Here is a 26,236-nt window from a genome sequence, read left to right as displayed (position 1 = left end):
AGCCCGAAAACCCGATTATTGCTGTATTTCAGCAGTAAAAAGATAATAATTTCTTAACGCGCCGGCGGCCCGGGTGCCGGTAGCAAAGCAGTGGCAGTTGTTAATATTAGTAGTAAATAAAGATGTGCTATGCCCTATTTCCCGCAAACATTCCGGCAGTATGTACTGAAAAACCCATTCAATCGCCGGTACCTGAAGATCGCAGCACTTGCCATCGTGGTTCAACTGGTGATTTTTAAGCTGCTTTATCCGTACGGCGATTTTTTTTCAGACTCTTACAGTTACATCTATGCCGCTATCATGAAACAGGAGGTAAGCCTGTGGCCGATCGGCTATACGCTGTTCCTGCGGGCCTTCCACGTCATCAGTCATTCAGATACTGCGCTGGTGGCCTTGCAGTATGTGCTGGCGCAAAGTGCGGCGCTCTATTTGTTTTTCACAGTAAGCTATTGGCTGCAACCCGGTGAACAAACCAGGAAAGTGATGTTTTATGTGTTGCTGTTGAATCCCCTGATCCTTTATCTCTGTAACTATATTTCCAGCGACGGGCTGTTCCTCGCTTTGAGCCTTTGCTGGTTTGCCCAGTTGCTGTGGTTACTTTACAGGCCTTCCTGGTCCTTGTTGCTGGCCCACACGATACTGATCTCCATTGCTTTTACGGTGCGGTACAATGCGATGTATTACCCGCTGATCACCGCACTCGTGCTGCTCCGCTGTTCGCAGAAAATACCGTTCAAGCTACTTGGCATCGTGGCGCCGTTGCTATTGATAGCAGGGTTTATCAGATTCACGGAGCAGGCGGCGCGGAAAGTCACCGGCACTGCGCAGTTCTCCGTTTTCGGCGGCTGGCAGGTGACCAACAACGCGCTATACATGTTCCCCTTCCTGAAGGAATATCCTGATCCGCCTGCTGGTTGCGAGGCTTTTCACCGGGAGGTGGTGCATTTCTTCCGCGACATCGTTCCCAGGGGAGGCGGAATACCCTCTCCTATTGACGGGGCCGTATACCTGAAACACCCGAATGCACCGCTCAAAAAATATATGGAGATCACTTACGGCCCTAAAGACGACACCACGGGCGGCATACAGTCATGGGGCATGGTATCGCCGGTATATGCGAAATACGGCAGTTATATGGTCCGGCAACATCCGTTCTATTTCGGCCGCTATTTTTTGCTGCCCAATACACTGAATTATTTTGTGCCGCCCCTGGAAAAACTGTCGGAGTACAACCTTGGCAGCTATGAGGTATCTTCAGTTGCGGTACACTGGTTTCATTACCGGTCCAAACAAGTAAGCTCCGTAGCTTCTGTCAGCGCACAGCGTGCTTTGTTGTTTTTCTTTCCTTTTATATTCGGGTTGATGAACCTGTTGTTACTGGGACTGATCTTCAAATGGTTTGTCTCTGCGGCGCGTAAAACGGCCGACCGGCCTTATCGTAACAGCCAGCTGCTGGTATTCGTCACATTGCTGGTCAATGCCGGCTTTGGCATCCTGGCATCCCCGATCGTATTCCGTTATCAGGTCTTCCCGATGATCGTCTGTTTCCTGTTCATCGCAGTGCTGATCGACAAACTTAAACCCGAGCTACAGTAAAGATGAATTAACATTGTTGAATGAAAAGGATATTGGATATTTGACGGCATTATCAACCTGCTATCGTCATGAAATACCCTGCCCGTATCCTGTTGTTGTTTGTTTTGTGTTGCCGTTTATCTGCCTATGGCCAGTCGCCCTGGCCGGCAGCAAAAGCCGCTGCCTGGTATCAGCAACAGGGCTGGTTGCTGGGCGCCAATTTCATTCCTTCTACCGCTGTCAACCAGCTGGAAATGTGGCAGGCCGCTACCTTCGACACCGCCGCCATCGACCGCGAGCTCGGTTATGCCGCCGCCACCGGTTTTAATATCATGCGGGTATACCTGCATCATGTAGCGTGGCAGCAGGACCGCGAAGGGTTCAAACAACGCGTGGGACAATACCTCGGTATCGCCTCGCGCCATCATATCCGGACCATGTTCGTTTTCTTTGATGACTGCTGGCGCGACAGCTACCAGCCCGGCCCGCAGCCGGCGCCCGTTCCCGGTGTGCATAACAGCGGCTGGCTCAAAGATCCCGGCGGACTGATAGACCGGGACACCACGCTCATGGATACACTGCGTGTATACGTGCAGGATATTATCCGCACCTTTAAGCAAGACCAGCGGGTAGCTATCTGGGATCTATACAACGAACCGGGACATTTTAAACACGGCGCCAAAAGCTGGCCGCTACTGAAGAATGTAGTTGCCTGGACAAGGGCGGAAGCTCCGGAGCAGCCGGTTACCATTGGCATCTGGAACAAGGAGTTCACCGACTTTAACCAATACCAGCTGGAGCAGTCGGATATCATCACCTTTCACAACTACCGCGACAGCGCTTCCATGCAGGAAGCCATTGACACGCTTCGCCGGTACAACCGGCCGGTGATTTGTACGGAATACATGAAACGCCCCAACAACAGCACTTTTACCACACATCTCCCGATGATGAAAAAAGCCGGTGTCGGGGCTATCAACTGGGGATTGGTAGCCGGTAAAACACAAACCAACTATCCACAGGGAAATAAAGGAGGAGAGCCGGAACCTGCCATCTGGTATCATGATATTTTCCGGGCAGACGGTACGCCGTTCGATGCAACAGAAACAGCATTCATACGGGAAATAGCTGCGCAGTAACGGCAGTGGGATGAAGCCTTCCTGCTGTCCTGATATAATTTACTTTTCTAATAAGTGAAATATTATTAGTTTACAGTTTTCCGGAAATTAACGCATCTTGCAACCTTACCCACCGTTTTTACCTTGGAAGAACTGACAAAAACAAAGGAACAACCAAATCCGCAGAAGCTTAAAAGAGGCCTGCAAAACAGACACATTCAACTGATTGCGCTGGGTGGCGCCATTGGCACCGGCCTGTTTCTGGGCATAGGCCCCGCCGCCGTACTGGCCGGCCCTTCTGTTATCCTCGGATATGCTATGGCAGGCGTGATCGCCTTCTTTATCATGCGCCAGCTGGGCGAAATGGTGGTAGAAGAACCGGTATCCGGCAGCTTCAGCCACTTTGCCTATAAGTACTGGGGCACCTTCGCGGGCTTCGCCTCCGGCTGGAACTACTGGATATTGTATATCCTGGTAAGCATGTCTGAGCTGACCGCCATCGGTGTGTATGTACATTTCTGGTGGCCGGAAGTACCCCTGTGGGCTTCCAGCCTGTTCTTTTTTGTCGCCATTAATGCGCTCAACCTCAGCTCTGTAAAAGTATACGGCGAAGCCGAATTCTGGTTCTCCATCGTAAAAGTGATCGCCATCATCTCCATGATTATTTTCGGTATATACCTGCTGATCAGCGGCCATGGCGGCGCGCAGGCCAGCGTGGAAAACCTCTGGAACGACGGCGGCTTTTTCCCGAAAGGCCTGCTGGACAAAGGCGCCGACGGCAAATACCAGGGCCTCTTCGCAGCCATTGCCATGATCATGTTCTCGTTCGGTGGACTGGAGCTGATCGGCATTACTGCCGCGGAAGCCGATAAACCGGAGAAAACCATCCCCAGGGCTACCAATCAGGTAATCTACCGTATCCTGATCTTCTATGTGGGCGCGCTCATTATCCTCTTCTCCCTGTCACCCTGGAAAAACATTACAACAGACAGCAGCCCGTTCGTAATGGTGTTTGAAAGCCTGAAGGGATTTGAGTTTACCCTCTTCGGTAAAACCATCTACTTCACCAGCCTGATCGCCAATGCGCTGAACCTCATTGTACTCACGGCCGCACTGTCGGTATATAACAGCTGCGTATACAGCAACAGCCGTATGCTGTACGGCCTTGCACAGCAAGGCAATGCACCGGCTTTCCTATCGCACCTCAACAAAAATCATGTGCCCGTAAAAGCGACACTGGTATCTGCGTTGTTTGCCGCTATCTGTATTGTGGTGAATAAGCTGATACCGGAACAGGCGTTAGAGGTGCTCATGTCGCTGGTAGTATCCGCCCTGATCATCAACTGGATCATGATCAGCGTGGTACACCTCAAATTCAGACAACATAAAAAACTGGAACAGGTATCCACCAAATTCCCCTCCTTTATCTACCCGCTGTCCAACTATATCTGCCTGGTGTTCCTGGTAGGTATCCTTGTACTGATGTGGATCACCGGAATGAAGCTGCCGGTGGAAATGATTCCGGCATGGCTGGTCTTCCTGTACATCTGTTATGCACTTATAAAAAGAAGTAAAACAGCGCAGGCCTCCTGACCTGCGCAGGGTATAAAAATGTGACGGCCGTCAACGGGATTTTCCGCTGACGGCCGTTTTATTTACGACCTTTTTCATTCGAAGTTTCTGATATACGCCATTTTCAAAACATCCCCCGCGGCTGCCACATCAATGGCGGCGCGTTTATGCTCCTGTTAGTTTATTTTAAACACCGTCACCAGCGCGGCATGGTCCGATGGGTAACGTACCGGGTGTGTGGTGATGGTAAAGGATTGGAGCGGTTGCAGTTGCCCCCCTTTGTAATAAATATAATCAATACGGTCTTTAAATGCTTTTGGCAGCATGGGGCTCCAGGTAATGCCCCTGTCTTTCAGCGGATCGGGATGGAGGTGTCGGTAACTGTCAGTAAAGCCGGCCTCCAGCATGAGGCGGCTCTGCGGGAAGGGTATCACATAGCCGCCGTTCAGGTGACGGGTACTTTCCACCCAGTCGAGATGCGAGCCGCTGTTGAAGTCCCCGCAGAAGATCACCGGTACTTTATCCGCCTCCGTTACCTGCTGACCGATGGCCTTCAGGTTATCTTTCAGCTGGGAAGCGTTGACCCGCTCCATTTCGGCCAGCAGGGAGTCCGGCAGCGGTTCTTTTTTCTCCAGCAGGTCCCAGTAGTCCAGCGGATAGTTCAGCCAGTTGGTGATAAAAGCAACCTGTTGCCGCTCATTTAACCGTATAAAGGCGCCGCCATTGCAAAAGGGTTTGGCGCCGTCGAGCGTTTCTGCTATCGGATAGCGGCTCATAATACTCAGGTTGGTGCTGCGCAGGTAAAAATAGTAACCCAGGGCATCCGCTATCTTCTCTCCGGAGCCGTAGGTCTCCTGCATAGAAACGATATCGGCGCCTGATTGGCGGATGATGTCCACCACCCGCCGTGGTCCGGTCCCTTTGCCGGTTTCATTGCCTCCATGGTAGATATTAAAGTTCATTACCGTGAGGGGTTTCCCTGCCGGCATCACGGCAACGGGTGCTGCCGGGTAATAGCGGGCATAGGAAGCGCGCACCTGTTGAGGAGATAAAACCGTCTTGTACAAGGTCAGTTCATCGAGTGCGCCGTTAAAAGTGTTCCACTCCTGCTGATCACCGGAGGGTCTGCCGCCGGCAAAGAGCGTATCGGCCATCCGCCCTGCCGGCAGAGCCGGCACGTGGTAGATGGCTACCTGCTGCCCGTCATAATACAGCGCGGCTTCCTTCTTACGGGCATCGTAGCTGTAAGTCAGCTGGTGCCATTTACGGTCCCGGATACTTTGCCTTTGCGGCGTAGGATAATAGGTATAACGGGCGTTGTTATTGACGGTCTGCCAATACCAGGCGCCGTTGGACTGTACCCCCAGCTCCCACCCTTCGTTGTTGCCGGTGGCGGAAAGCAGTACATAGGATGCTTCATCCGGCGCCGCCTTTGCCCAGCATTGCGCGGTGAAGGAGCCATCATACGGCCCCGACAAACCGGTCAGCGGCACAGGATGGCGTACCGCCACGTTATTATCAAGGTTCAGCGCCGTACCTGCCACCCCGGTACAGGTTTGCCAGGAGGGGTACTTTTCAAATGACTGCCGGTAATCAGGCGATTGTGCGGAAAGAGCCACAGCAGACAGTCCTAAGACTGCTGTCAGGAGGATTTTTTTCATTGTTCGTTTTTTTATACTCCGGATGTGGCAACAAAATACAGGAAGCCCTGCAATTTTCCATTTTTCCGTCAGCGCTCCTGGGGTTTGGTCACGTCCACCCATTTCACCAGCCCGGACATTTCCTCCATATCGGCGATCGTCATTTTAATGGCCGAATTAGTGCTGCCGCAGGCAGGATATACGGTGTCGAAAGCTTTCAGGGATGCGTCGAGGTATACCTTAACGCCCGGTGCTACCCCGAAAGGGCATACGCCGCCAACGGCATGACCGATCATCGGTTCCACCTCCTCAAAAGACAACATGCGTGCCTTAAACCCAAATTCGTCTTTAAATTTCTTACTGTCTATTTTATGGTAGCCGGAAGCGACAATCAGCAATGCCCCGCCGTCAACATCGTGCAGGGAAATGGATTTGGCAATCTGTGCGCCGTCCACCCCCAGCGCCAGGCCTGCCAGCTCCACGGTGGCGCTGGAAGTGGCCAGCTCAATAATGTCCTTGTCCCGGTTCCATTGCTTCAGATGTTCTCTTACCTTTTCTATAGCCATCGTTATAAATTTTAACAACGATAAAAATATAAAAAGACAGGGAAGGAACAAGGACACAGATCGCTAAAATGTATGGGGTACAGTATGCTCTTTTTCGGCTTGCCGGATATTGGCAATCCCCTGTATCACCGCGTCCGGATTAAAGGAAATGCTGTTAATACCTTCTTTTACCAGAAAAGCGGCAAAATCAGGAAAGTCACTGGGCGCCTGCCCACAAAGTCCGATTCGCACGCCTGCTTTCCGGGCTGCCTGTATCATCATCGCAATCATCTTTTTCGGTGCAGGATCTTCTTCACTGAAAAGGTCGGCCACCAATGCTGAATCCCGGTCCAATCCTAAGGTCAGCTGGGTGAGGTCATTAGATCCGATGGAGAATCCGTCAAATATTTCGGCGAAGGAATCCGCTTCGAGTACATTGGAAGGAATTTCAGCCATTACATACACCTCCAGACCACCCGCCCGGGAAAGGCCATAAGACGCCATTACAGACAACACTTTTCGTCCTTCTGCCACGGTGCGGCAAAATGGAATCATTACTTTGACATTCGTAAGCCCCATTTCCTCCCTGACTTTTTTGACAGCAGCACATTCGAGTCCAAAACCTTCCCTGTACAACGGGCTGTAATAACGGGACGCTCCCCTGAAACCTAACATCGGGTTTTCCTCGGTTGGCTCAAAGTCTTTTCCTCCCAACAATTGCGCATACTCGTTGGTTTTAAAGTCGCTCATACGTACAATCACATCTTTGGGATAAAAAGCAGCCGCAATGGTGGCAATACCCTGGGACAACTTATCGATAAAGAACTGTTGCTTATTTTCATACTGGCTGGTCAGCGCGGCGATCGCTGATTTTTCCCGGTCATCCTTCAACTGATCAAAATGCACGAGGGCCATAGGATGTATCCGGACGGTATGGGTGATTATAAATTCCATTCTTAGCAGTCCAACTCCGTCATTCGGATAAAAGGACAGCCGGAAAGCCTGGTCCGGATCACTGATAATCAGCGCCACTTCCGTACTTTCAGGCATAGAGATATCTGACAGCACTATGTCCTTTCTCTCATAGGGCAGCTTACCTTCGTACACATACCCTGTCTTCCCTTCGCAACAGGAAACGGTGATTGCCTCACCATCGCGGATAGCGGCGGTCGCTCCCGTAGCGCCCACAATAGCAGGCACGCCCAGTTCCCGCGCCACGATGGCTGCATGACTGGTCCGACCGCCACTGTCGGTAACAATAGCTGCCACTTTCTTCAGTACAGGGTCCCAATCGGGACTGGTATTAACGGTCACCACGATATCTCCTTCCTGCAGCCGCTCCGCTTCTGCCGGAGAATCCAGGAGACGGGCAATGCCCGTTGCCAGTTTCTCGCCAACAGCATCTCCTTTTACCAGCACTGCTCCTTTTTCTTTCAACACATACTGTTCCCGGGTGCCGACCGCCTTACGCGCATGTACCGTTTCGGGGCGCGCCTGCAGCACGTACAACTCGCCGCTGACGCCATCTTTTGCCCACTCTATGTCCATCGGGCAATTGTAGTGCGCCTCAATATCAAGCGCCCAGGCTGCCAACTGGTGCACCTCTGCATCATCCAGGACAAAACGGCGACGGTCTGCCTCCGCTGTTGGTTTGTTTATCACCGGAGACACGGCGCCCGGTGTGTCGTCCAGGCATAGCGTCCAGGCTTTCTCGCCCAGTTTTTTCTGCAAAATGGCGTTTTTCCCTGACCTCAGGGTGGGCTTAAATACATAAAAATCATCCGGCATGACCTTTCCCTGCACGATATTCTCTCCCAGGCCCCAGATACCAGACAACAGTATCACGTTCCGGAAGCCCGATTCGGGATCCAGCGTAAAACCAACGCCTGAGCACCCTTTATCGGTTTGTACCATCTCCTGAATACCGGCTGACAAAGCTATTTTTCCATGTTCAAACTCATTGTCTTCCCTATATTTAATGGCCCTGTCGGTATACAGAGATGCAAAACAACGCTGCACTGCCAGTAACACCGCGGCCTCACCGCGTACATTCAAAAAAGACTCATGTTGCCCGGCAAAACTGGCTTCCGGCATATCTTCTGCCGTTGCGCTGCTTCTGACGGCCACCGCTCCTTCTTTGCCCAATTGCTGGTAGGCAGCCGTAATTTCCATCTTCAATTCCTCCGGCATTGCGGCCTCAAGTATTAGTTTGCGTGCCTCCGCGCCTATTTCCCCGAGATTGGAGAAATCATGACGGTCCAGTCGCCCCATCAGTTCAGCCAACGGCTGACGGAGCCCATTAGCGTCCAGGAAAGACCAAAAGGCAGCTGCCGTGGTGGCGAATCCTGCAGGCACCCGGATTCCCTTACCAGCCAGGGCAACCGTCATCTCTCCCAACGAAGCATTTTTTCCTCCAACGATACCTACGTCTGACAAACGGACGGAGGCAAAGTCCCTGATAAAATGGCTCATAGTAAAAAGTTTTATTTGTTATGCGCAATAAACAAAGGCAGGTCCACCGCAGTCATCAGCACATCGGCCATACTTTCCCGGAACCAGCGGGACACGGTTCCCCGCCGGTAAGCCCCCAGCACTACCAGCGTATCTTTCGGCCTGTTTTTCAGATACCGGATAATTTCAGTTTCCGGATCGCCGTCTACCACATGATAAGCCGCTTCCGGAAAATGACTGTGGATAAAATCACGGATCAGTTGTTTATTCTGTAAATGATTACCTTCTGCATTAACAGACAAAACCGTTACGGTGACCGGAAACTGTGACGAGAGAAGGTAACTGTACATCTTGATAGCATACACCGATGACGGCTCCCCGTCGTAAAGCAGCACTACATTGGACCAATCCGGCATCAGTGGTGTTTTACCGGACGGTGTCAGCAATACGGGACACTGCACATCGGTAAGGAGGTCCCGGATAAAGCGGGTAGGCGTTTTGGACGGCTCATGCGTGAATGTCTCCTTTCTGTCCGCCACCAGCAGATCTGCATAGATGCTGGCTTCCAGCGCTTCCGGCAACGCTAAATTCCTGTGACGGTGTACACTGTAAGGTATGCCCGCTTTCTGACAGGCTACCTCAAAAGTGACCGCGGCATTTTTCCTGCTGGCTTCATCCGCAGCCTCCAGGCGACTGATCGTGGCCGGATCGGCACCCGACATCAGCACCTGATACATGCTAAAACTATTATAAGTGAAGTCTTCCGGCAGTACGCCTGTAACATGCGCCCGCTGTTGTTGTGCCACCATCAGTGCATATTGTTGCACACTCTCGGAATACTTCAGGCCATCCAGTATCGCAGCGATCTTTATCATAGTATAGAATTTTACCTAAAGGTCGCCAGAAGTATCCCGGCAGATAATGACCAATATTAGCTTCAGGGGTGATTTCCGTCACTGACCACTATCAAACCGGCCTATGACCGGCATCATTCCTTAAGGGGGCTTTTGCTGCTAATTTTATATTACAGGTATTCTAACACGCTATAAAACACGAATGACTATGCATGCCAATATTTTCTCGGCTACGTATTTGATCGCCAACGGCGTCGGCCTGCTGATCCTGATGCTTGCCATTTTCCGGCCGGTGGTGGCACAGGCGGCGTTATCCCTGCTCTTCACCGGAGCGGGTATCTTTAACGGTGTAATGGCCATTGTACACCCGGAACTTTTCCTGGCCTATGGCGCCATGACGCCTTACGCCCCTTATGAACAGTTCATTTACGGGGCCTTCAGTCACAATATCACGGCCATTGTACTGGCTATCTCTATTTGCCAGACAGCTACAGGTATCTTCATTGGCTATAAAAAACCATATCTGCAGGTGGGGCTCTTAGCGGCCATTATCTTTTTGCTGGCCATTACACCCCTTGGCGCAGGTTCCGCATTCCCGTGTACCCTTGTCCTGGTGGCTGCGGCGGTAACGGTATGGTATAAACAGCGCGCTCCGGAGGCGCATGACCTCTATTATACCTTAAGTCATTTCAGGGGATAACAATTTATTTCAAACAATCAGGAATCCGCACTTGTTGTAGCCTATGCCGGTGTGAACCGGACCAATACCTTTGATTTATTCACCCCAATTACACTGCAATGAAAACCGGATTATTTAAAACCCTTTGTTATTCCCTTGGTATTTCGCTGCTGGCCTCCCCTATCACCGTTCCGGCCTGTACAGGTATTCAGCTGAGAGCCAGGGACGGCGCCATTATCTGCGCCCGTACCATGGAATTTTACAACGATCTCCAGGCCCAGGTCGTAGTATTTCCGAGAAATTATCCTTTTAATGCTGTAAGCCCCGGAGGCGCTAATAAAGGCCTGTACTGGAAATCCAGGTACGCTATTGTTGGCATCAACTCTATGGGCAAAGACGCTATCGCCGATGGCATGAATGAAAAAGGCCTTTCGGTGGGTCTGTTCTATTTACCCGGATACGCTGGCTATATGAATGTACCGACCCGCAAAATCGCTAAATCCCTCAGCTCTACAGACGTATCTGCATGGCTGTTGTCCAACTTCGCCACGGTAGACCAGGTGAAGCGGGCAGTCGACAGCGGCATCCTGATCAACAAGGGCATTCCCCTGTACATCAACGGCGGCATCCCTTTCCCGCTGCACTACAACGTGCACGATGCGGAGGGCAAGTCGCTGGTGATAGAATGTGTCAACGGAAAGCTGCACTCTTATTACAACCCGCTGGGCGTGTTGACCAACTCCCCTACGTTTGACTGGCACCTCGCCAATCTGCAGCAGTACCTGAATTCCCGGCCTAACGACGCCTGTGTGAAAATGGACGACACGCTCCCCTCATTCGGACATGGCAACGGTCTGGCAGGCATTCCCGGCGATTTCACCCCTTCTTCCCGCTTTGTGCGCGCCGTTGCGTATACCCAAAGCATGGATCCCTGTCCCACCGCCTACGAAGCCGTTACCCAGGCATTCCAGATCCTCAACGCCTTTGATATCCCCAAAGGTGTGATGAAAGATCCGGCACATCCCGGCAACAACATGTATACACTGTGGACCTGCGCCAGTGACCTGAGAAATAAACGGCTCTATTTCCATACCGTCAACAACAGGACCCTGCATATGATTGACCTCGGAAAGTATGCAGACACCGACAAAGTGCTCTTCTTCCCGATGGACGATCCCATGGAAGTAGTCCAGAACTGACCCGGTTTTTTATCACACAATACTCCCGTGATCCTATTTTTATAGTAGATTGCGGGGGTATTTTTTGCTGCAGGTCAACCGACAATCTGACCAACTTTACCGACTAATGAACCTTTGATAACAGCTCAGATCGGCTGAACTTTGCACTGTCCGAAAATTACAGCACTGCGAACAAACATATGACACAACGGAAAACACAGGGAGAGATCATGAAACAGGCGGAATTTATTCGCAGCGCCGGGTTGGAAGACCTGCTGGGCATCGGCCTCTTTGTATCCACGGATATCAACATGGTGGATTATGACCATGTAAAATCCAATTTCCGGTCAGACTTTACCAGCATACTTCTCATACAACAGGGAAAAATGCTGGGTACACTAGACAGGGATGTGTACGAGCTGGAACCCAACAATCTGCTGCTGATTCCCCCACATACTATGAAAAAGTCGGTCGCGGTAGACAGCACCTGCATCGCCTCCGGTCTTAATTTCACCTTTGATTTCCTGGTGGAGATAGGTATCTCCGCCACCAAAATAGAGCTGTACGACTATTTCACTTCGAAATATTCCCCACACTGGAAGCTGTCGCCCGCAGAGGCGCAACTGATGCTTTCCCATTTCCGGCAGCTGGCCGCACGTATGGAAGAACTGAAAGACAGGCTGCCTTTCGCCAAAGAGAAACTACAGCATACTTTCCTGTTGTTTCTCTATGAACTGGCCGCTCTCAGTACTATCCATACGGAGCTGAAGAACCCTGCTGTTTCCCGGAAGGAAAGCCTCGTGATCCGCTTTACCAACCTGGTACAGGCGCATTTCAGAAACCAGCGCAATTTGCAGCAGTATGCGGAACAGCTGTTCGTCACCGCCAAATACCTGACGGAAACCGTGAAAGAATATACCGGCAAAAGTGCCGGTGAGATCATTGACGACTACGTGGTGCTGGAAGCAAAACTGTTGCTCGACAATCCCAAACTCAGCATCGCCGAGATCACGGAGATCCTGCATTTTAGCGACCAGTCTTTTTTTGGCAAATATTTCAAACGCCATACCGGCTACTCGCCCAAAGCATTCCGGGCGCTGAGCCAATAACGTTTCCCCCGAAAATTTCTTGTTACTAACAGTGTAACAGTTGTAGGTTTTAATTACAGGCCGATGCACTCCTGCTCCGGCCTTATTTTCGTATATACATTTCAGTTATCTTCTCAAAAACAACCGACTTTCAGACCAGATTTCCCGATTTATCAACCTTTTCCGGCCATGGTATGACTGGTAATTTTGTTGCGCGAAAACAATCTGTATTCAATCATACTATAAAATAAGATTATGCCGATGACGTACAAACCCGTTTCTTTTTTGGTCCTCACCACCCTGCTGGCCGCCTGCGGCAGCAAGGAAGTTCAGCAGGAGCAACAGGCACCGGTAAAAGTGACCGCCACCAAAGTCAGCTACAATGATATGCCGCAAAGCTTCACCTACTCCGGTACCATAGAACCTGACAATACCGCCGATATTGGCTTTGCCGTAGCGGGCGTAGTCAACGGCATCCTCGTGGAGGAGGGACAAAATGTACAACAGGGGCAACTGCTGGCCACCCTCGACGCCACGGAATACAGCAATGCGCTGGCCATTGCCAATGCAGGGCTCAACCAGGCGGAAGACCTGTACGGACGGCTACACGACCTCTATCAGAAGGGAAGCCTTCCTGCCAAGGATTATATCGATATCCAGACCAAACTGGCGCAGGCCAAAGCCAACAAGGCCATCAGCGCCAAACACATCGCCGACAGCAAGCTATATGCACCCATCACCGGTATTATCAGCGCCCGTAAAATAGAAAGAGGCAGCGCTGCCGCGCCCGGGGTACCGGCATTCACCATCGTAAAAACAGACATGGTATACGCCCGCGCTGCCGTGCCTGAAAGCGAAATAGGCGCCATCGCCCGCGGCGGCAGCGCTAAAGTATATATCCCTACGTTACAGGACAGCGTGGAAGGCAGGATCACCATCATCAACCCACAGGCAGACGCCACCTCCCGCACGTACAGCATCAAAATAAAATTATCCAATAGCAACGGCAGACTGCTGCCCGGTATGCTGGCCGATATCCGCCTGAACACCGGCAGGATCGCCAACAGCCTGACAGTGCCCGCCACCGCCATAGTGCGGGATGCAGACGACCTGACCTATGTCTTCATCACCAACGGACAGCGGCAGGCCGTCCGTAAAAGGGTCACCGTAGGCGCCCTCACCGGCAAAAATGAAGTCGTGATCACCACCGGCCTGCAAGGCGGTGAACAAGTGATCACCTCCGGGCTGACCAACATCAAAGACGGTACTACCGTAAGCCTGTAACCGCCATTATTCAGTATGACCAACAACGGAAGCATGAAAAAAGCAAAAATAAGTTTCATAGAAGCGGCCATGCAGTTCAAACAGGTGACCATCGTTGTCGTGGTGCTGTTACTGCTGCTGGGGCTTTATTCCCTCCTGAACATGCCCAGGGCGGAAAACCCAAAGATAGATATGCCGACAGCCATGGTATATGCTTTCTATCCCGGCGCCGATGAAGTGCAAATGGAAAAACAGGTGACCAATAAAATTGAACAATACCTGTTTTCCTTTGAAGAAGTAAACAAAGAGAAAACCAAGTCACAAACGAAAGACGGGCAGGTTTTCATCACCGTAGAACTGCATACCAGCATCAAAGACCGCAAGAAGTTCTGGAGCACCCTGCAACACGGCCTTAACAGCGCCACCCCGCAGATACTGCCCCAGGGCGTCATAGGCCCCGTGGTGAACAGCAACTTCGGCGACGTGACGGCACAGATCATCACCGTGTCCTCACCCCAACGCAGCTACGCAGAAATAGAAAAATACCTGGATAAAATAGAAGACGGGCTCAAAACCATTCCGGAAGTGTCTAAAATTAACCGGTCCGGTGGCCAAAAGCAACAGCTCTATGTAACAATCGACGATCAGAAAATGCAACAGTATGGTTTTGACCTGTCTACTATTATCCGGACGCTGCAGATGCAAAACATCACCGGCTACTCCGGCGAGATGACCATTGCCTCCAATACTTTCCCTGTATTTACCAACAGCCGGTACAAAACAGCGGACGACCTGGGCAACCAGATCATTTATACCACGCCACAGGGCACGATAGTACGCCTGCGCGACGTAGCCCGCATAGAGCGGCGATATGAAGAGTTGTCTTCGTTTATCCGTATCGGTGAAGACAAAGTGATGATGCTCGCCATCGAAATGCAGCCGGGCAATAACATCGTGCAGTTCGGCCACCTGGTGGAAGACCGGCTGAAAGCGCTCGGACAGGAACTGCCGCCCGATGTAAACATCAGGACCATCGTGAACCAGCCGGAAGTGGTAGATGAAAGCATCCGGCACTTTATGAAAGAATTCGGGCTGGCCATCGCCTCCGTGATCGTTGTGGTGATGCTGCTGCTGCCCTTCCGGGTTGCCGCCGTATCTTCTCTCGCCGCCCCCATCTCTATCCTGATCACCTTCGGGTTGATTAATATCATGGGCATAGAGCTGCACCAGGTAACGCTGGCCGCCCTCATCATTGTACTGGGCATGGTGGTGGACAATGCCATTGTAGTGGTAGACAACTATATCGAAAAACTCGATGAAGGCATCACGCCCTGGACAGCCGCCTGGCAGGCCGCCAAACAGCTGTCGCTCCCCATTTTTACCGCCACGCTGGCCATCATCTTTGCCTTTGCGCCGTTAGCGCTCTTTATGCATGGTATCTCCAGGGACTTCATCGCCGCGCTGCCGGTAACGGTTGCCGTAGCGCTGATCACCTCTATGGCCGTGGCTTTGCTGCTCACGCCGTATACCTGTTACGTGTTCATCAAAAAAGGACTAAAACATAAGGTCAGTACCGCCAGGAAAAGCAAAAGCCTGCTGGACAGGCTGCAACATGGCTTCAACATCGCCGCGGAAGCAGCTTTTAGTTACCCTAAAACAACTGTGGGCATCGCCGTGGCCGCTGTCGTCCTGGCCGTAGTACTGGCAGGGAGAGTAAAACAGGAATTTTTCCCGCTGAGTGAAAGCAAACAATTCAACGCAGAAATATGGATGGCCAACGGCACATCCCTGGAAGAAACTGAGCGGGTGGTGAAACTGGTAGAGCAAGAACTGCAGAAAGACAAGCGGGTGATTGGCATCGCCAGCTTCGTGGGTTCCAGTTCACCCCGCTTTAACGTCACCTACGCTCCGGAGATGCCACGGCGGAATTTCGCACAGGTGTTCATCACCACCACCAGCAGCGATGCCACCAGTGAACTGGTGAAAGAATACCTCCCGAAGTTCGAGAACTTCATCCCTAACGGTAACGTACGCCTGCGGCAGTTGAGCATGCAGGAAGGTTCTCCGCTGGCAGTCCGCATTATCGGTGATAACCTGAGCGACCAGAAAAAGGTGGCAGAGCAGGTGAAAGAGATCCTCCGGCACACCGCCGGCACCAACTGGGTACGGTCAGATTATGAGGATGACTACCTGGGCGTGAGCCTGAACATCAAGGAAGATGCGGCGGCCAGATTGGGCGTGCCTAACCAGCTGATCACCCAAACGATAGGCGCCGGACTCAAGGGATTTGCCGTATCCCAGCTGTGGGAGGGCGACAAGCCGGTAGACATCTTCCTGCGTATGGAAGCCGGCAGCCGCAAGGATTTCAACGATCTGAGCAACCTGCATCTCAATAGTCTCTATGGCGCCAAGGTGCCCCTGAAGGAAGTCGCCACGCTGGAGCCCTCCTGGCATACCGGCGTAATAGCGCACCGTAACGGCCTGCGTACGCTTACCGTATTGTCCGAAGCACAGAAAGGCATTATGGCCTCAGAGATACTGAAGAAAGCGCAACCGGAAATCGAAAAGCTGCAGCTGCCGGCGGGCATCCGCATACAATATGGCGGCGACGCGGAATCTTCCGGTGAAAACGCGCCGGGGATGGGCAAAGCACTGGGCACCAGTCTGATCCTGATCCTGCTCACGTTACTGTTCCAGTTTAAAACTTTCGGTAAAACCCTGATCATCCTGGCCACATTCCCTTTAAGCTTACTGGGAGCATTCCTCGGGCTGTATCTCACGGGCAACCCGATGGGTATGACTGCGTTCATGGGTATCATCAGCCTGATCGGCATCGTGGTGCGTAACGGTATCATCCTGGTAGACTATGCCGATGAGCTGGTCCGCGACCACGGCTATACGATAAAAGCCGCCGCACTCGCCGCTGCCAAACGTCGTATGCGTCCCATCTTCCTGACGTCGGCGGCTGCCGCCATCGGCGTAGTGCCGATGATCATCGGTAAGTCGCCGCTGTGGGCGCCGCTGGGCAGTGTGCTCGCCTCCGGCCTGATCGTGTCCATGATATTGACGCTGTTTGTTGTGCCCGTGCTGTACTACCTGTTTGTACGCCCCGCGCCCGAGCCGTCGGTAGCACCGGACCATGACACGGAAATCATGTATAAACCGGCCCATTAATTTATCGCAGGCGGCCCTGGCGCCGCCTGTATGTAAAAAAGATACTCATGAATTTCAGAATCATATGCACGCTGGCAGCAGCCATGGCCGTACAAAAGGCATCTGCGCAGTCGCCCGTGCTCACCATCGCCGATTGCCAGCAGATGGCGGTCACCCAGAATAAAAAGATCAAAGCCGCACAGTACCGGATAGACGCTGCCAATGCGGCCGTGCAGTCAGCTAACGCCAGCGCCTATCCTTCTATTGATGGTTCCGTGATGGGCGTTTACCTCGGCAAGCCGATAGGCGGCGCGCTCAATGGTATGATCCCCGAGTACGCGGGCAGCGCCGCCGTGTCTGTCACCCAGCCCATCTACGCCGGTGGTAAAATACAGCTGGGCAAAGCTGCCGCCGCTAAAGGCGTCGCCATACAGCAGGAGCAGAAGGCGCTTTCCACCACCGAAGTGTTGTTTAATGTCAACAAAGCCTACTGGCAGGTGGTGCAGGTGAAGGAGAAAATCATCCTCGCCCGGAAGTACGAGGAGATGTTGCAGGGCTTACAGCGGGAGTTGAAAAATGCTTATGACGCCGGACTTATCTATAAGAATGACCTGCTGCGGGTAGAAGTAAACCTGAACGAAGCCTCGCTGCAACTCCGCCAGGCACACGACGGGCTGGTGATGGCCAAACTGGCGCTGGCACAGGTGACAGGCATGGCCGGGCAGACCGATTTCAACGTAGCCGACTCCGTTAGCGGCGACTTCCCCGAGCTGGCAGCGCAGGACCTGACCGCCGCCGCGGAAAACAGGCCGGAGATACGGCTGTTGAACCAGGTGCTGGAAGTGGAGCAGTTACAACGTAAGCTGCTGAAAGCAGACTTCCTGCCCACCTTCGGCGTGAGCGCCTCCGGTATAGGTACCGCCGGCAAAAAAGTGAATATCAGCAATGGAAAAGACCTGATGGCTTCGTGGTACGGCCTGGCCAGTATCAACGTGCCCATCTTCGACTGGGGTAAAAAAGCCGGTAAGGTAAAAGAGCAGTCTATGAAGATCGCTGCCCGGCAACAGGAACTGGACAACACCAAAGAGCTGCTGAACCTGGAAGTGCAGCAGGCGTACCTCGCGCTGAACCAGTCCGTGAAAAAAATCCGGACCTCACGCCTGTCGCTCGAGCAGGCCGCCGAGAACCTCAAACTGGCCAACGACCGCCTGAAGGCAGGCACCATTACCGGTAAAGACGTGCTGGAAGCACAAATGATATGGCAACAGGCATACAGCAGTACTATAGACAGTAAGGTAGAATACAGGATACAGGAAGCTGCATACAGAAAAGCAACCGGCACTTTGCATTAACCTACATAAAACAATGTTGTATGAAAGAAGAATGGCATCAACTGCTCGACAGCAGCATTTCCCTCTTTGCCCGAAAAGGGATACGGGCTACCAGCACCGACGAAATTGCCCGGGACAGCGGGCTTCACAAACGATGCTTCTATGAACATTTCAACAGCAAAGAATGCCTGGTAGCCCGTATTATACATACCTGGCTGGAAAAAACGGAACGGTACCTGTCATTCAACCGGCACATCTCTTCCAGCGCCGTAATCGAGATGAGCAATTTTTTCCGTGTGTCCGAAAGAGTGGTACAGACGATACAACCGGTTTTCTTCCGCGACCTACAGGAGCTGTACCCGGCCATATGGGCCAGCGTGATACAGTTCCGCGAAGGACCGCTGGCAGCCTTCCTGCGGCAGAACATCCAGAGAGGCCTGAAAGAAGATGTTTACCGCCGTAACCTCGACCTGGCACTGCTGGAAAAATTGTATTTCACCCCGTTGCAGCTGGTCATGGAAGACAGGATACCACCAGACTGCCCTATACCCAGCGCCTGCCGGGAGCTGAATATTATTTATCTCCATGGACTGGTAAACCTGAAAGGCATGAAACTGATCTATGATAAACAGGTAAATTAAACACGCAGGCACTGGTGTCTACCAGTGCCTTGTCATCTTGTTATCACCACTGCCGCTCCTGCCGCGGGATAAAGAACCCTTTAATACAGTTAGGGTTGTGGATACGAATCCGGATATATGTATTGTCACAGAAACCGGCGTCTTCGTAAATGGGGGGTATCCTCTATGAAATAACCGGTACACCCAAAAAAATTGTACTTCGTCCCGGTTTCCTGCTAAATTGTTTAAGCGAATTTTAAGGTGCCTCTTCCCCTCTCATCCTTTGATATTCTCTATCTTGCCCCCGATTTAGAAGAAAGGCCAGTGGACAAAAACCCCTTACCGGCAAGGTAATTTTACCGGTATTTGAACAAAAACCGCAACACAACAGTAATTATCTATAGCAAACAGCACAATCAGGAATGCGTTACGCCATTTTTCTTATCTTCTCGTGCACGGTAGGCCTGCCACTGATATCAGGGGCACAGACTACCCTCACCTTGCCCGGTGCACTCCATGCCGCCAGAAACAACAACCCTTTCCTTAAACCGGCCAGCCTTAACACGGCCATCGCCCAAAGCGATGTGGTCACCGCGCGGCTCAGGCCCAATCCGGTCCTGAACAACCAGACCCTGCACCTGACAGACGCCCGGCAATGGGCGCCCGACAGCCGGTTCTATAACGGAAAGAACAACCAGTACTGGTGGCAGCTCACCAAACAGTTCCAGCTGGCAGGCCAACGGAAATACAAACAACAATACGCCGCCGGCAACGTGACGGTCGCCGAAAAAGCCTATGCCGACACGGAAAGAGGCGTACTCACCGAAACGGGCAACAAATGGCTCGACGTATGGTATAATAAGGTCAACCTCGAACTGATCACAGAAGCCAAACAGAACGTGGACAGCCTTGTGAAAACACAGGAAATCCGCCTGAAAAACCAGGTGATCAGCTCCAGTGAACTGGCACGTACCCAGCTCCTGCTGGAACAATACCAGATCGAATACCAAAACGCGGCACAACGCTACCGCAACGAACTGCAAAACCTGAAACTGCTCACCGGTCAGACCGACAGCCTCACCATCGACGATCAGGACCCCGTCACCTCCCTGGAGATGACGCAGCAGCTGGACAGCCTCGTGTCCCTCTCCATGGCTAAACGCCCCGACGTACAACAGGCGCAGGCCACCATCACCACCGCAAAGAGCAACATCTCCCTGCAACGGTCACTGGCCATCCCCAGCCCCGAGCTGGGCTTCATCTGGAACCCCCAGAACACCGTCCCCTACTTCGGTATATTCGCCACTATCGAACTGCCGTTCTTCAGCCGCAACCAGGGCGAAATCAAAAAATCAAAAATACTGCTGCAGCAATCGGAACAGTCCCTGTCAGCCCTGCAACAACAGGTCAACACAGAAGTACAGTCCACCTGGCATACCTATCAGGTCAACCAGGAAACCGTGGAGAAATACAAAAACATCCTGCCCAAAGCGGAAAACATCCTGCAATCGGTCAGGTACGCCTATACGAAAGGAGGTACCACCATCATAGATTTCCTGGATGCACAACGGACCTGGTTCGACACCCAGAAAATGTACTACGATGCACTGTACAACTACCGTAAAAGCTACCTCCAATTATTACAGGTAACCGGATTGATTAATCAACTATAACTTAACAGATGACAAAGACTGCCTTCGGCTTATCAATAGCAAGCATCGCATGGCTGGCGATGTCCTGCGGACAGCATCATGAAAACAAGCCTGCCACCGCCGCCAAAACCGTGGTGGAAGACAGCGGACGTACCATTAAACTGCCCCCCGACAGCCTTACCCTGCACTTCTTTAAAACACAGGAAACCACCCAGAGCGACCTGAACGCGGAGCTGATGGCGCCCGCACACGTAGCAGCTACCGTTGTACGCTCCAACGAAAACACCGCCCAGAACATCGTGCTGTTCGACAACCCGGACATCACCGCCAGCTATACCGAAATGTTGCAACACATCATCAACATCCGGGAAAAAGGCAATATCATCCGGCAGAAAAAAGCCATCGCCGCCCAGAAACAAATAGAGCTGGACCGTTTCAGGGACCTCGCCGAACACGGCGCCGGCACCGGTAAAGACGTCTCCGACGCCAAAACAGACCTCATCTCTGCCCAGACAGACATGGCCATCGCTGAAACAGATCTCGCCAACGAAAAAACATCTATCATCGAGCATGAGTCCAAACTCAAACTGGCCGGATTCGACCCGCAGTCGCTCGTCACCGCCAAAGCAGATAAAACCTGGCTCATCTGCGAAATGCCGGAAAACCAGATCACCAAAGTAAAAGAAGGCAGCAGCTGCAACCTGCAGTTCAACTCCTATCCCGGCGAAACATTCACCGGCGTCATCGAAAACGTAGGCGAAGTGGTGGACAACATCACCCGCATGGTGAAACTGAGGATCGCAGTGGCAGACGTCCAGCATAAACTCCGCGCCGGCATGTACGCCACCGTGAAATTCGGCGTCAGCGAAGGCAACACCCTCTCTGTACCACGCTCCGCGGTAGTAACGGTACAGGGCAAAAACTATGTCTTCGTAAAAACAAACGATCACACCTTCGTCCGCCGCGAAGTGATGACCGGCGCCCAGGTAGGCGACCGTATGGTGGTGCTCACCGGCGTGCAGCCCGGCGACAACGTGGTCACAGACGGCTCCATGCAGTTAAAAGGTATTTCATTCGGCTACTAAAAATACAGCTATGCTACAGGCACAAATCTTTCTCGACAAAGACGATATGTACGGTACCCGCCCCCTGTACGAATACATCATGCAACTCCTCATGAACAACAACGTCAGAGGAGCTACCGTATACCGCGGTGTCATGGGCTTTGGCATCCACCAGCGCATGAAACGCCCGGATGAAATTTTCTCGTTCGACGAACCTCCCATGATGATCACCCTCATCGATGAAGACGATAAAGTGCGGGAAGTACTCACCCTGCTGAGGAGCACCTACAAAGGAGGCTTTATTATTACCCATCACGTAGATCAATTTGAAGCATGATCCGTAACATTCTCATATTCTCTTTACGTAACCGTTGGGCGGTCATCATTGGCGCGGTGGTCCTGTCGGTGATCGGTTACTGGTGTTTTACCCAGCTGAAAATTGAAGCCTACCCCGATATCGCTGATACCAATGTCATCATCGTGGCCCCCTTCGACGGCCGTGCGGCAGAAGAAGTGGAGCAACAGGTGACCATCCCCATAGAACGTGCGCTCAACAATGTGCCGCGCGTGCTGGACCGAAGAAGCCGTACCATCTTCGGCCTCTCGGTAGTACAGCTTACCTTCCAGGACGGCACCGACGACTATTTCGCCCGTCAGCAGGTGATAGAAAGACTCTCTTCCCTCTCCCTGCCTGAAGGCGTAACACCGGAACTGGCGCCACTCACCACCGCCGTAGGCGAAATTTACCGCTACGTAGTGGAAGCGCCGCCCAGCTACACGCCCATGCAGCTGAGAGACCTGCAGGACTGGGTGATACGCCCCGCCATCCTCCAGGTGCCCGGTATTGCGGACGTGACCAACTTCGGCGGACCACTCAAACAGTTTCACATCCTCACCTCTCCGGATAAACTGCGCAAGTATAATCTCACGCTTCAATCCGTGATCGATGCGGTACAGAAAAACAACCTCAATACCGGCGGCAACGTGATCGAACGCGGCGGACAAGGATTTGCCGTCAGAGGCCTCGGCGCCGTAAAGTCGGAAAAAGACCTGCGCAACATCGTTCTCACAGCTGTCAACGGTGTACCCGTATACGTTAAAGACGTGGCTACCGTGGAAACGGCGCCCCCGCCACCTTCCGGCGTAATGGGCTACGCCGTGCCCGACGAAGGTATCGACAAGATCGGCTCCCCGGAAGGCATTATCCTGCTGCGCCGTGGCGAAAACCCCAGCATCGCGCTCCAGGCACTCAAGGAAAAACTGGCGCAGCTCACAGAAACAGAACTGCCCGAAGGCGTTAAACTCCGCGTACTCTACGACCGCAGCTTCCTGATCGACCACTCCCTCGAAACCGTGGCCCACACGCTCTTTATGGGCGTCAGCATCGTGGTCGTCATACTCGTGTTTTTCCTGGGCAGCATACGTTCCGCACTGGTGGTGACCGCCACCATCCCCTTCTCTTTGCTGTTCGCCTTCATCCTCATGCGGCTGACCGGCATTCCGGCCAACCTGCTGTCACTCGGCGCTATCGACTTCGGTATCATCGTAGACGGCGCCTGTGTCATGGCGGAGCACCTGATACGCCGCTACCGCAACGCCACGCCGCAGGAAAAAGCCAGCGGCATCATCGGCATCACGCTTTCCGCCGCACAGGAAGTAGGCCGCGAAATATTCTTCTCCGTCACCATCATCATTCTCGCCTATACGCCGATACTGATGATGACACGCGTTGAAGGCAAACTCTTCTCACCCATGGCCCTCACACTGGCCTTCGCTGTGATAGGCGCCATGATATGCGCACTCACCCTCATCCCGGTGCTCATCTCCTATGCCTACAAAAAAGCGCTGGCGTCGGATAAACCTATGAAAGAACACCGCAACCGCGTGCTCGACTTCCTCGAGCATCTTTATCAGCGGTCGCTCAACTTCTTCCTCCGTTTCCACCGGCAGACAGTCATCGTCGCCACCGTGCTCATTATCCTGATGATAGGCCTCGGCGGCAAACTGGGCACGGAATTCCTTCCCGAACTGGACGAAGGCTCCATCTTCATGCGCGCCTTCATGCCCGCCGGCGTCACCATCCAGGAAAACGCCAAGATAGCGCCCATCATCCGCAAGGTGATATCTTCCTATCCGCCGGTGAAATACGTGATCACACAAACAGGACGCAACGACGATGGTACCGACCCCTTTCCCACCAACCGTACGGAAATACTGGTAGGCCTCAAGGATTATAAACTGTGGAGCGATACCATCACGAAAAAAGAACTGGTGCGACGCATACAGGCAGACCTGGAGAAAAACATTCCCGGTACTTCTTTCAACTCCGGTCAACCGATCATTGACCAGGTCATGGAAATCGTGACCGGCAGCGCCGCCGACCTGGCCATCTCCGTAGTGGGCGACGACCTGGCCTTTATGCGGCCCAAAGCAGACAGCATCGCCGCCATCGTGAAAGCCACACAGGGCTCCGCTTCTGTTAACATTGAACAGGAAGGCACCCAGGCGCAACTGGCCATCAATATCAACCGCGAAAACGCCGCCCGCTTCGGTATCAACGTCAGCGATATCCAGGCAATGATAGAAGCTGCCATCGGCGGAAAACCGATCGGTACATTATACGATGGCACCAAACGGTACGACATCATCATCCGCTACCTGCCGCAGGACAGGAACACTGTGGAAGCCATCCGCAACCTGCAGGTACCTGCCGCCACCGGCGCGCTGATACCGATGGACCAGCTGGCGGACGTACAGTTCATCGACGGGCAGACCAACATCTACCGCATCGACGGCAAACGGATGGTCACCGTACGCACCAACGTGAGAGGCCGCGACCAGGGCTCCTTCGTAAAAGAGCTGCAGGAGAAGATCAACAAAAGCGTACATGTGCCCAAAGGCTATGATATTATCTATGGCGGCCAGTATGAGAACCTGGAGCGCGCCGGCAAACAGCTGTCCCTCACCATCCCGCTGACGATCGTGATTGTGTTCGTATTCCTGTTTATGCTGTTCAAAAGCATGAAACATACATTCGTGACCATGAGCTGCATCCTGGTGGCACTCGCGGGCGGCATTGTAGCGCTGTTCCTCCGCGGTTACCACTTCAATGTATCGGCCGGCGTAGGCTTCGTATCTATCTTCGGTATCTCGGTGATGGCCGGCGTACTGCTGGTATCGGCGCTCAACCGCGAAATGTACAAATCGCCCCTCACCCTCCGCGCTTCCGTACAACGCGTGGCAGCAGACCAGTTCAAGGCCATCATGATGATGCTCATGGTAGCGATCATCGGCCTGGTGCCCGCCGCCATCAGCACCGGTATCGGTTCCGACGTACAAAGACCGCTGGCCACCGTGATCATCGGCGGGCTTACCTTCACCCTGCTGTTTACCCCTGTGGTGATCCCGCCGCTGTACTACTGGGTGGAAAAGAAACGGCAACCGCAGCCCCCGCAGGAACCTCCAGAATAAACTGACATGATGCATACAAAAGAGGCTGTCAAAAGTAATTTTTCCCCGATTTTATGCGGGTACCTGATGGGGAGAATTTCCGGTTACGCAATTCTCCGCGCCTTCACATTACTTTTGAGCCTCTTTGTGTTTTATCCCGCTTTTACCAGGCTTGGGGGAGACAGTGGACTGCTTGTCTTACCAGGCCCTTCTGCTCACCAGCACGCCGCTACGGGCAACGGGCCACCGCGACATGTCCCTGATCACCCGAATAGTTCTTCCAAAAAATATTTTTCATTTTATACCAAATGGTATAATTTTGTCATCTCAAACATCGGGATATGAACAAAGCAGCCAGAACGAAGCAGTTTATCGTGGAAAAGACCGCTCCTGTGTTCAACGAGAAGGGATATGCCGGCACTTCGCTGACGGACCTGACCAATGCCACGGGACTCACAAAAGGCAGCATATACGGCAATTTCGAGAATAAAGACGAAGTGGCGCTGGCAGCGTTTGAGTATAACATTCTGCAGGTGACCAATATCATCCGGCAGGAAAAAGCCAAACAGGAAACTTACCGCGACAGGCTGCTGGCTTACGTGCACGTATACACGAATTTTCTGAAGCACCCGTTCCCTGCGGGCGGCTGCCCTATCCTCAACACCGCCACTGAGGCCGACGACACGCATCCTGCGTTGAAACAACGCGCCGCCGAAGCGATGAGCAAATGGAAAGACAGCGTGGCGCATGAAATCACGATGGGCATCCGTCAGGGCGAATTCAGTCCGCAAACGAATCCCGAACAGGCAGCGCTGACCATCATCGCCATAATAGAAGGCTGTATCATGATCACCAAGCTGACAGGTAAGATCCATTACCGCAACGCCATTATGCAATCACTCGAAACACTTATCAACGAACTCTGATCATCAGACAGAACGCCATGAGGCAATCACCCGAAACACTTATCAACGAACGCTGATCATCAGACAGAACGCCATGA

General features: G+C 52.7%; 19 protein-coding genes. 15 read left to right on the top strand and 4 right to left on the bottom strand.

Annotation, left to right across the window (positions count from 1 at the left end):
• Window positions 1–129: 129 nt before the first annotated feature.
• From B5D63_RS05265 to B5D63_RS05255, 3 genes are all read left to right on the top strand, one after another.
• On the top strand, window positions 130–1,596 hold the full coding sequence (locus B5D63_RS05265; RefSeq protein ID WP_078667679.1) for a hypothetical protein: 1,467 nt from the start codon (window positions 130–132) through the stop codon (window positions 1,594–1,596).
• A 68-nt stretch (window positions 1,597–1,664) separates the two neighbouring features.
• Complete coding sequence (locus B5D63_RS05260; RefSeq protein WP_143312768.1) at window positions 1,665–2,714, top strand: cellulase family glycosylhydrolase; 1,050 nt, start codon at window positions 1,665–1,667, stop codon at window positions 2,712–2,714.
• Window positions 2,715–2,837: 123 nt separating this feature from the next.
• A complete protein-coding gene (locus B5D63_RS05255) occupies window positions 2,838–4,286 on the top strand; it encodes an amino acid permease (RefSeq protein ID WP_078667678.1) in 1,449 nt (482 codons plus the stop codon).
• A 155-nt stretch (window positions 4,287–4,441) separates the two neighbouring features.
• Here B5D63_RS05255 and B5D63_RS05250 read toward each other — a convergent pair whose 3' ends face one another.
• The 4 genes from B5D63_RS05250 to B5D63_RS05235 all read right to left on the bottom strand — a co-directional run bounded on the left by B5D63_RS05250 (window position 4,442) and on the right by B5D63_RS05235 (window position 9,776).
• Window positions 4,442–5,926, bottom strand: a complete 1,485-nt coding sequence (locus B5D63_RS05250) for a LamG-like jellyroll fold domain-containing protein (RefSeq protein WP_159455898.1) — start codon at window positions 5,924–5,926, stop codon at window positions 4,442–4,444.
• Window positions 5,927–5,994: 68 nt separating this feature from the next.
• Window positions 5,995–6,471, bottom strand: coding sequence for a YbaK/EbsC family protein (locus B5D63_RS05245; protein WP_078667676.1), 477 nt, complete (start codon window positions 6,469–6,471; stop codon window positions 5,995–5,997).
• Window positions 6,472–6,534: 63 nt separating this feature from the next.
• Window positions 6,535–8,922 carry a phosphoenolpyruvate synthase gene (ppsA, locus tag B5D63_RS05240; protein ID WP_078667675.1) on the bottom strand — a complete coding sequence of 796 codons (2,388 nt, stop codon included), beginning with the start codon at window positions 8,920–8,922 and terminating at the stop codon, window positions 6,535–6,537.
• 11 nt (window positions 8,923–8,933) lie between these two features.
• Window positions 8,934–9,776, bottom strand: a complete 843-nt coding sequence (locus tag B5D63_RS05235) for a universal stress protein (RefSeq protein ID WP_078667674.1) — start codon at window positions 9,774–9,776, stop codon at window positions 8,934–8,936.
• A gap of 187 nt (window positions 9,777–9,963) precedes the next feature.
• Between B5D63_RS05235 and B5D63_RS05230 the strand changes: the two genes are divergently transcribed.
• The 12 genes from B5D63_RS05230 (at window position 9,964) to B5D63_RS05175 (ending at window position 26,159) form a co-directional block, all read left to right on the top strand.
• Window positions 9,964–10,455: a hypothetical protein gene (locus B5D63_RS05230; protein WP_078667673.1), complete on the top strand. Its 492-nt coding sequence runs from the start codon at window positions 9,964–9,966 to the stop codon at window positions 10,453–10,455.
• A gap of 98 nt (window positions 10,456–10,553) precedes the next feature.
• The gene (locus tag B5D63_RS05225) at window positions 10,554–11,633 is read left to right on the top strand and encodes a linear amide C-N hydrolase (RefSeq protein WP_078667672.1); all 1,080 of its coding nucleotides are present in this window, start codon (window positions 10,554–10,556) and stop codon (window positions 11,631–11,633) included.
• A gap of 179 nt (window positions 11,634–11,812) precedes the next feature.
• On the top strand, window positions 11,813–12,721 hold the full coding sequence (locus tag B5D63_RS05220) for an AraC family transcriptional regulator (RefSeq protein WP_078667671.1): 909 nt from the start codon (window positions 11,813–11,815) through the stop codon (window positions 12,719–12,721).
• Between the two features lie 240 nt (window positions 12,722–12,961).
• Window positions 12,962–13,984 (top strand): efflux RND transporter periplasmic adaptor subunit, encoded by a 1,023-nt coding sequence (locus tag B5D63_RS05215; protein ID WP_159455897.1) that lies wholly within the window; start codon window positions 12,962–12,964, stop codon window positions 13,982–13,984.
• Window positions 13,985–14,017: 33 nt separating this feature from the next.
• Window positions 14,018–17,137: an efflux RND transporter permease subunit gene (locus tag B5D63_RS05210; RefSeq protein WP_200816918.1), complete on the top strand. Its 3,120-nt coding sequence runs from the start codon at window positions 14,018–14,020 to the stop codon at window positions 17,135–17,137.
• 47 nt (window positions 17,138–17,184) lie between these two features.
• Complete coding sequence (locus tag B5D63_RS05205; protein ID WP_078667669.1) at window positions 17,185–18,468, top strand: TolC family protein; 1,284 nt, start codon at window positions 17,185–17,187, stop codon at window positions 18,466–18,468.
• A 20-nt stretch (window positions 18,469–18,488) separates the two neighbouring features.
• A complete protein-coding gene (locus B5D63_RS05200; RefSeq protein ID WP_078667668.1) occupies window positions 18,489–19,088 on the top strand; it encodes a TetR/AcrR family transcriptional regulator in 600 nt (199 codons plus the stop codon).
• A 401-nt stretch (window positions 19,089–19,489) separates the two neighbouring features.
• Window positions 19,490–20,740, top strand: a complete 1,251-nt coding sequence (locus tag B5D63_RS05195) for a TolC family protein (protein WP_078667667.1) — start codon at window positions 19,490–19,492, stop codon at window positions 20,738–20,740.
• Between the two features lie 8 nt (window positions 20,741–20,748).
• Window positions 20,749–21,804, top strand: a complete 1,056-nt coding sequence (locus tag B5D63_RS05190; RefSeq protein ID WP_143312767.1) for an efflux RND transporter periplasmic adaptor subunit — start codon at window positions 20,749–20,751, stop codon at window positions 21,802–21,804.
• A gap of 10 nt (window positions 21,805–21,814) precedes the next feature.
• On the top strand, window positions 21,815–22,120 hold the full coding sequence (locus tag B5D63_RS05185; protein ID WP_078667665.1) for a DUF190 domain-containing protein: 306 nt from the start codon (window positions 21,815–21,817) through the stop codon (window positions 22,118–22,120).
• On the top strand, window positions 22,117–25,254 hold the full coding sequence (locus B5D63_RS05180; protein WP_078667664.1) for an efflux RND transporter permease subunit: 3,138 nt from the start codon (window positions 22,117–22,119) through the stop codon (window positions 25,252–25,254). Before B5D63_RS05185 ends, B5D63_RS05180 begins: the two co-directional genes overlap by 4 nt.
• Window positions 25,255–25,574: 320 nt before the next feature.
• Window positions 25,575–26,159: a TetR/AcrR family transcriptional regulator gene (locus tag B5D63_RS05175; RefSeq protein ID WP_078667663.1), complete on the top strand. Its 585-nt coding sequence runs from the start codon at window positions 25,575–25,577 to the stop codon at window positions 26,157–26,159.
• Window positions 26,160–26,236: the final 77 nt, after the last annotated feature.

The organism is Chitinophaga eiseniae (genome assembly GCF_900167135.1).
GTDB lineage: Bacteria > Bacteroidota > Bacteroidia > Chitinophagales > Chitinophagaceae > Chitinophaga > Chitinophaga eiseniae.
The sequence above is the reverse complement of the archived record's forward strand: the minus strand, read 5'-3'. Positions and strand labels throughout refer to the sequence as shown.

Excerpts from the sequence above, each read along its gene's own strand:
- B5D63_RS05265 (WP_078667679.1), top strand. The coding sequence starts at position 130 with ATGCCCTATTTCCCGCAAACATTCCGGCAGTATGTACTGAAAAACCCA.
- B5D63_RS05260 (WP_143312768.1), top strand. The coding sequence starts at position 1,665 with ATGAAATACCCTGCCCGTATCCTGTTGTTGTTTGTTTTGTGTTGCCGT.
- B5D63_RS05250 (WP_159455898.1), bottom strand. The coding sequence starts at position 5,926 with ATGAAAAAAATCCTCCTGACAGCAGTCTTAGGACTGTCTGCTGTGGCT.
- B5D63_RS05245 (WP_078667676.1), bottom strand. The coding sequence starts at position 6,471 with ATGGCTATAGAAAAGGTAAGAGAACATCTGAAGCAATGGAACCGGGAC.
- ppsA (WP_078667675.1), bottom strand. The coding sequence starts at position 8,922 with ATGAGCCATTTTATCAGGGACTTTGCCTCCGTCCGTTTGTCAGACGTA.
- B5D63_RS05235 (WP_078667674.1), bottom strand. The coding sequence starts at position 9,776 with ATGATAAAGATCGCTGCGATACTGGATGGCCTGAAGTATTCCGAGAGT.
- B5D63_RS05230 (WP_078667673.1), top strand. The coding sequence starts at position 9,964 with ATGCATGCCAATATTTTCTCGGCTACGTATTTGATCGCCAACGGCGTC.
- B5D63_RS05225 (WP_078667672.1), top strand. The coding sequence starts at position 10,554 with ATGAAAACCGGATTATTTAAAACCCTTTGTTATTCCCTTGGTATTTCG.
- B5D63_RS05220 (WP_078667671.1), top strand. The coding sequence starts at position 11,813 with ATGACACAACGGAAAACACAGGGAGAGATCATGAAACAGGCGGAATTT.
- B5D63_RS05215 (WP_159455897.1), top strand. The coding sequence starts at position 12,962 with ATGACGTACAAACCCGTTTCTTTTTTGGTCCTCACCACCCTGCTGGCC.
- B5D63_RS05210 (WP_200816918.1), top strand. The coding sequence starts at position 14,018 with ATGAAAAAAGCAAAAATAAGTTTCATAGAAGCGGCCATGCAGTTCAAA.
- B5D63_RS05205 (WP_078667669.1), top strand. The coding sequence starts at position 17,185 with ATGAATTTCAGAATCATATGCACGCTGGCAGCAGCCATGGCCGTACAA.
- B5D63_RS05200 (WP_078667668.1), top strand. The coding sequence starts at position 18,489 with ATGAAAGAAGAATGGCATCAACTGCTCGACAGCAGCATTTCCCTCTTT.
- B5D63_RS05195 (WP_078667667.1), top strand. The coding sequence starts at position 19,490 with ATGCGTTACGCCATTTTTCTTATCTTCTCGTGCACGGTAGGCCTGCCA.
- B5D63_RS05190 (WP_143312767.1), top strand. The coding sequence starts at position 20,749 with ATGACAAAGACTGCCTTCGGCTTATCAATAGCAAGCATCGCATGGCTG.
- B5D63_RS05185 (WP_078667665.1), top strand. The coding sequence starts at position 21,815 with ATGCTACAGGCACAAATCTTTCTCGACAAAGACGATATGTACGGTACC.
- B5D63_RS05180 (WP_078667664.1), top strand. The coding sequence starts at position 22,117 with ATGATCCGTAACATTCTCATATTCTCTTTACGTAACCGTTGGGCGGTC.
- B5D63_RS05175 (WP_078667663.1), top strand. The coding sequence starts at position 25,575 with ATGAACAAAGCAGCCAGAACGAAGCAGTTTATCGTGGAAAAGACCGCT.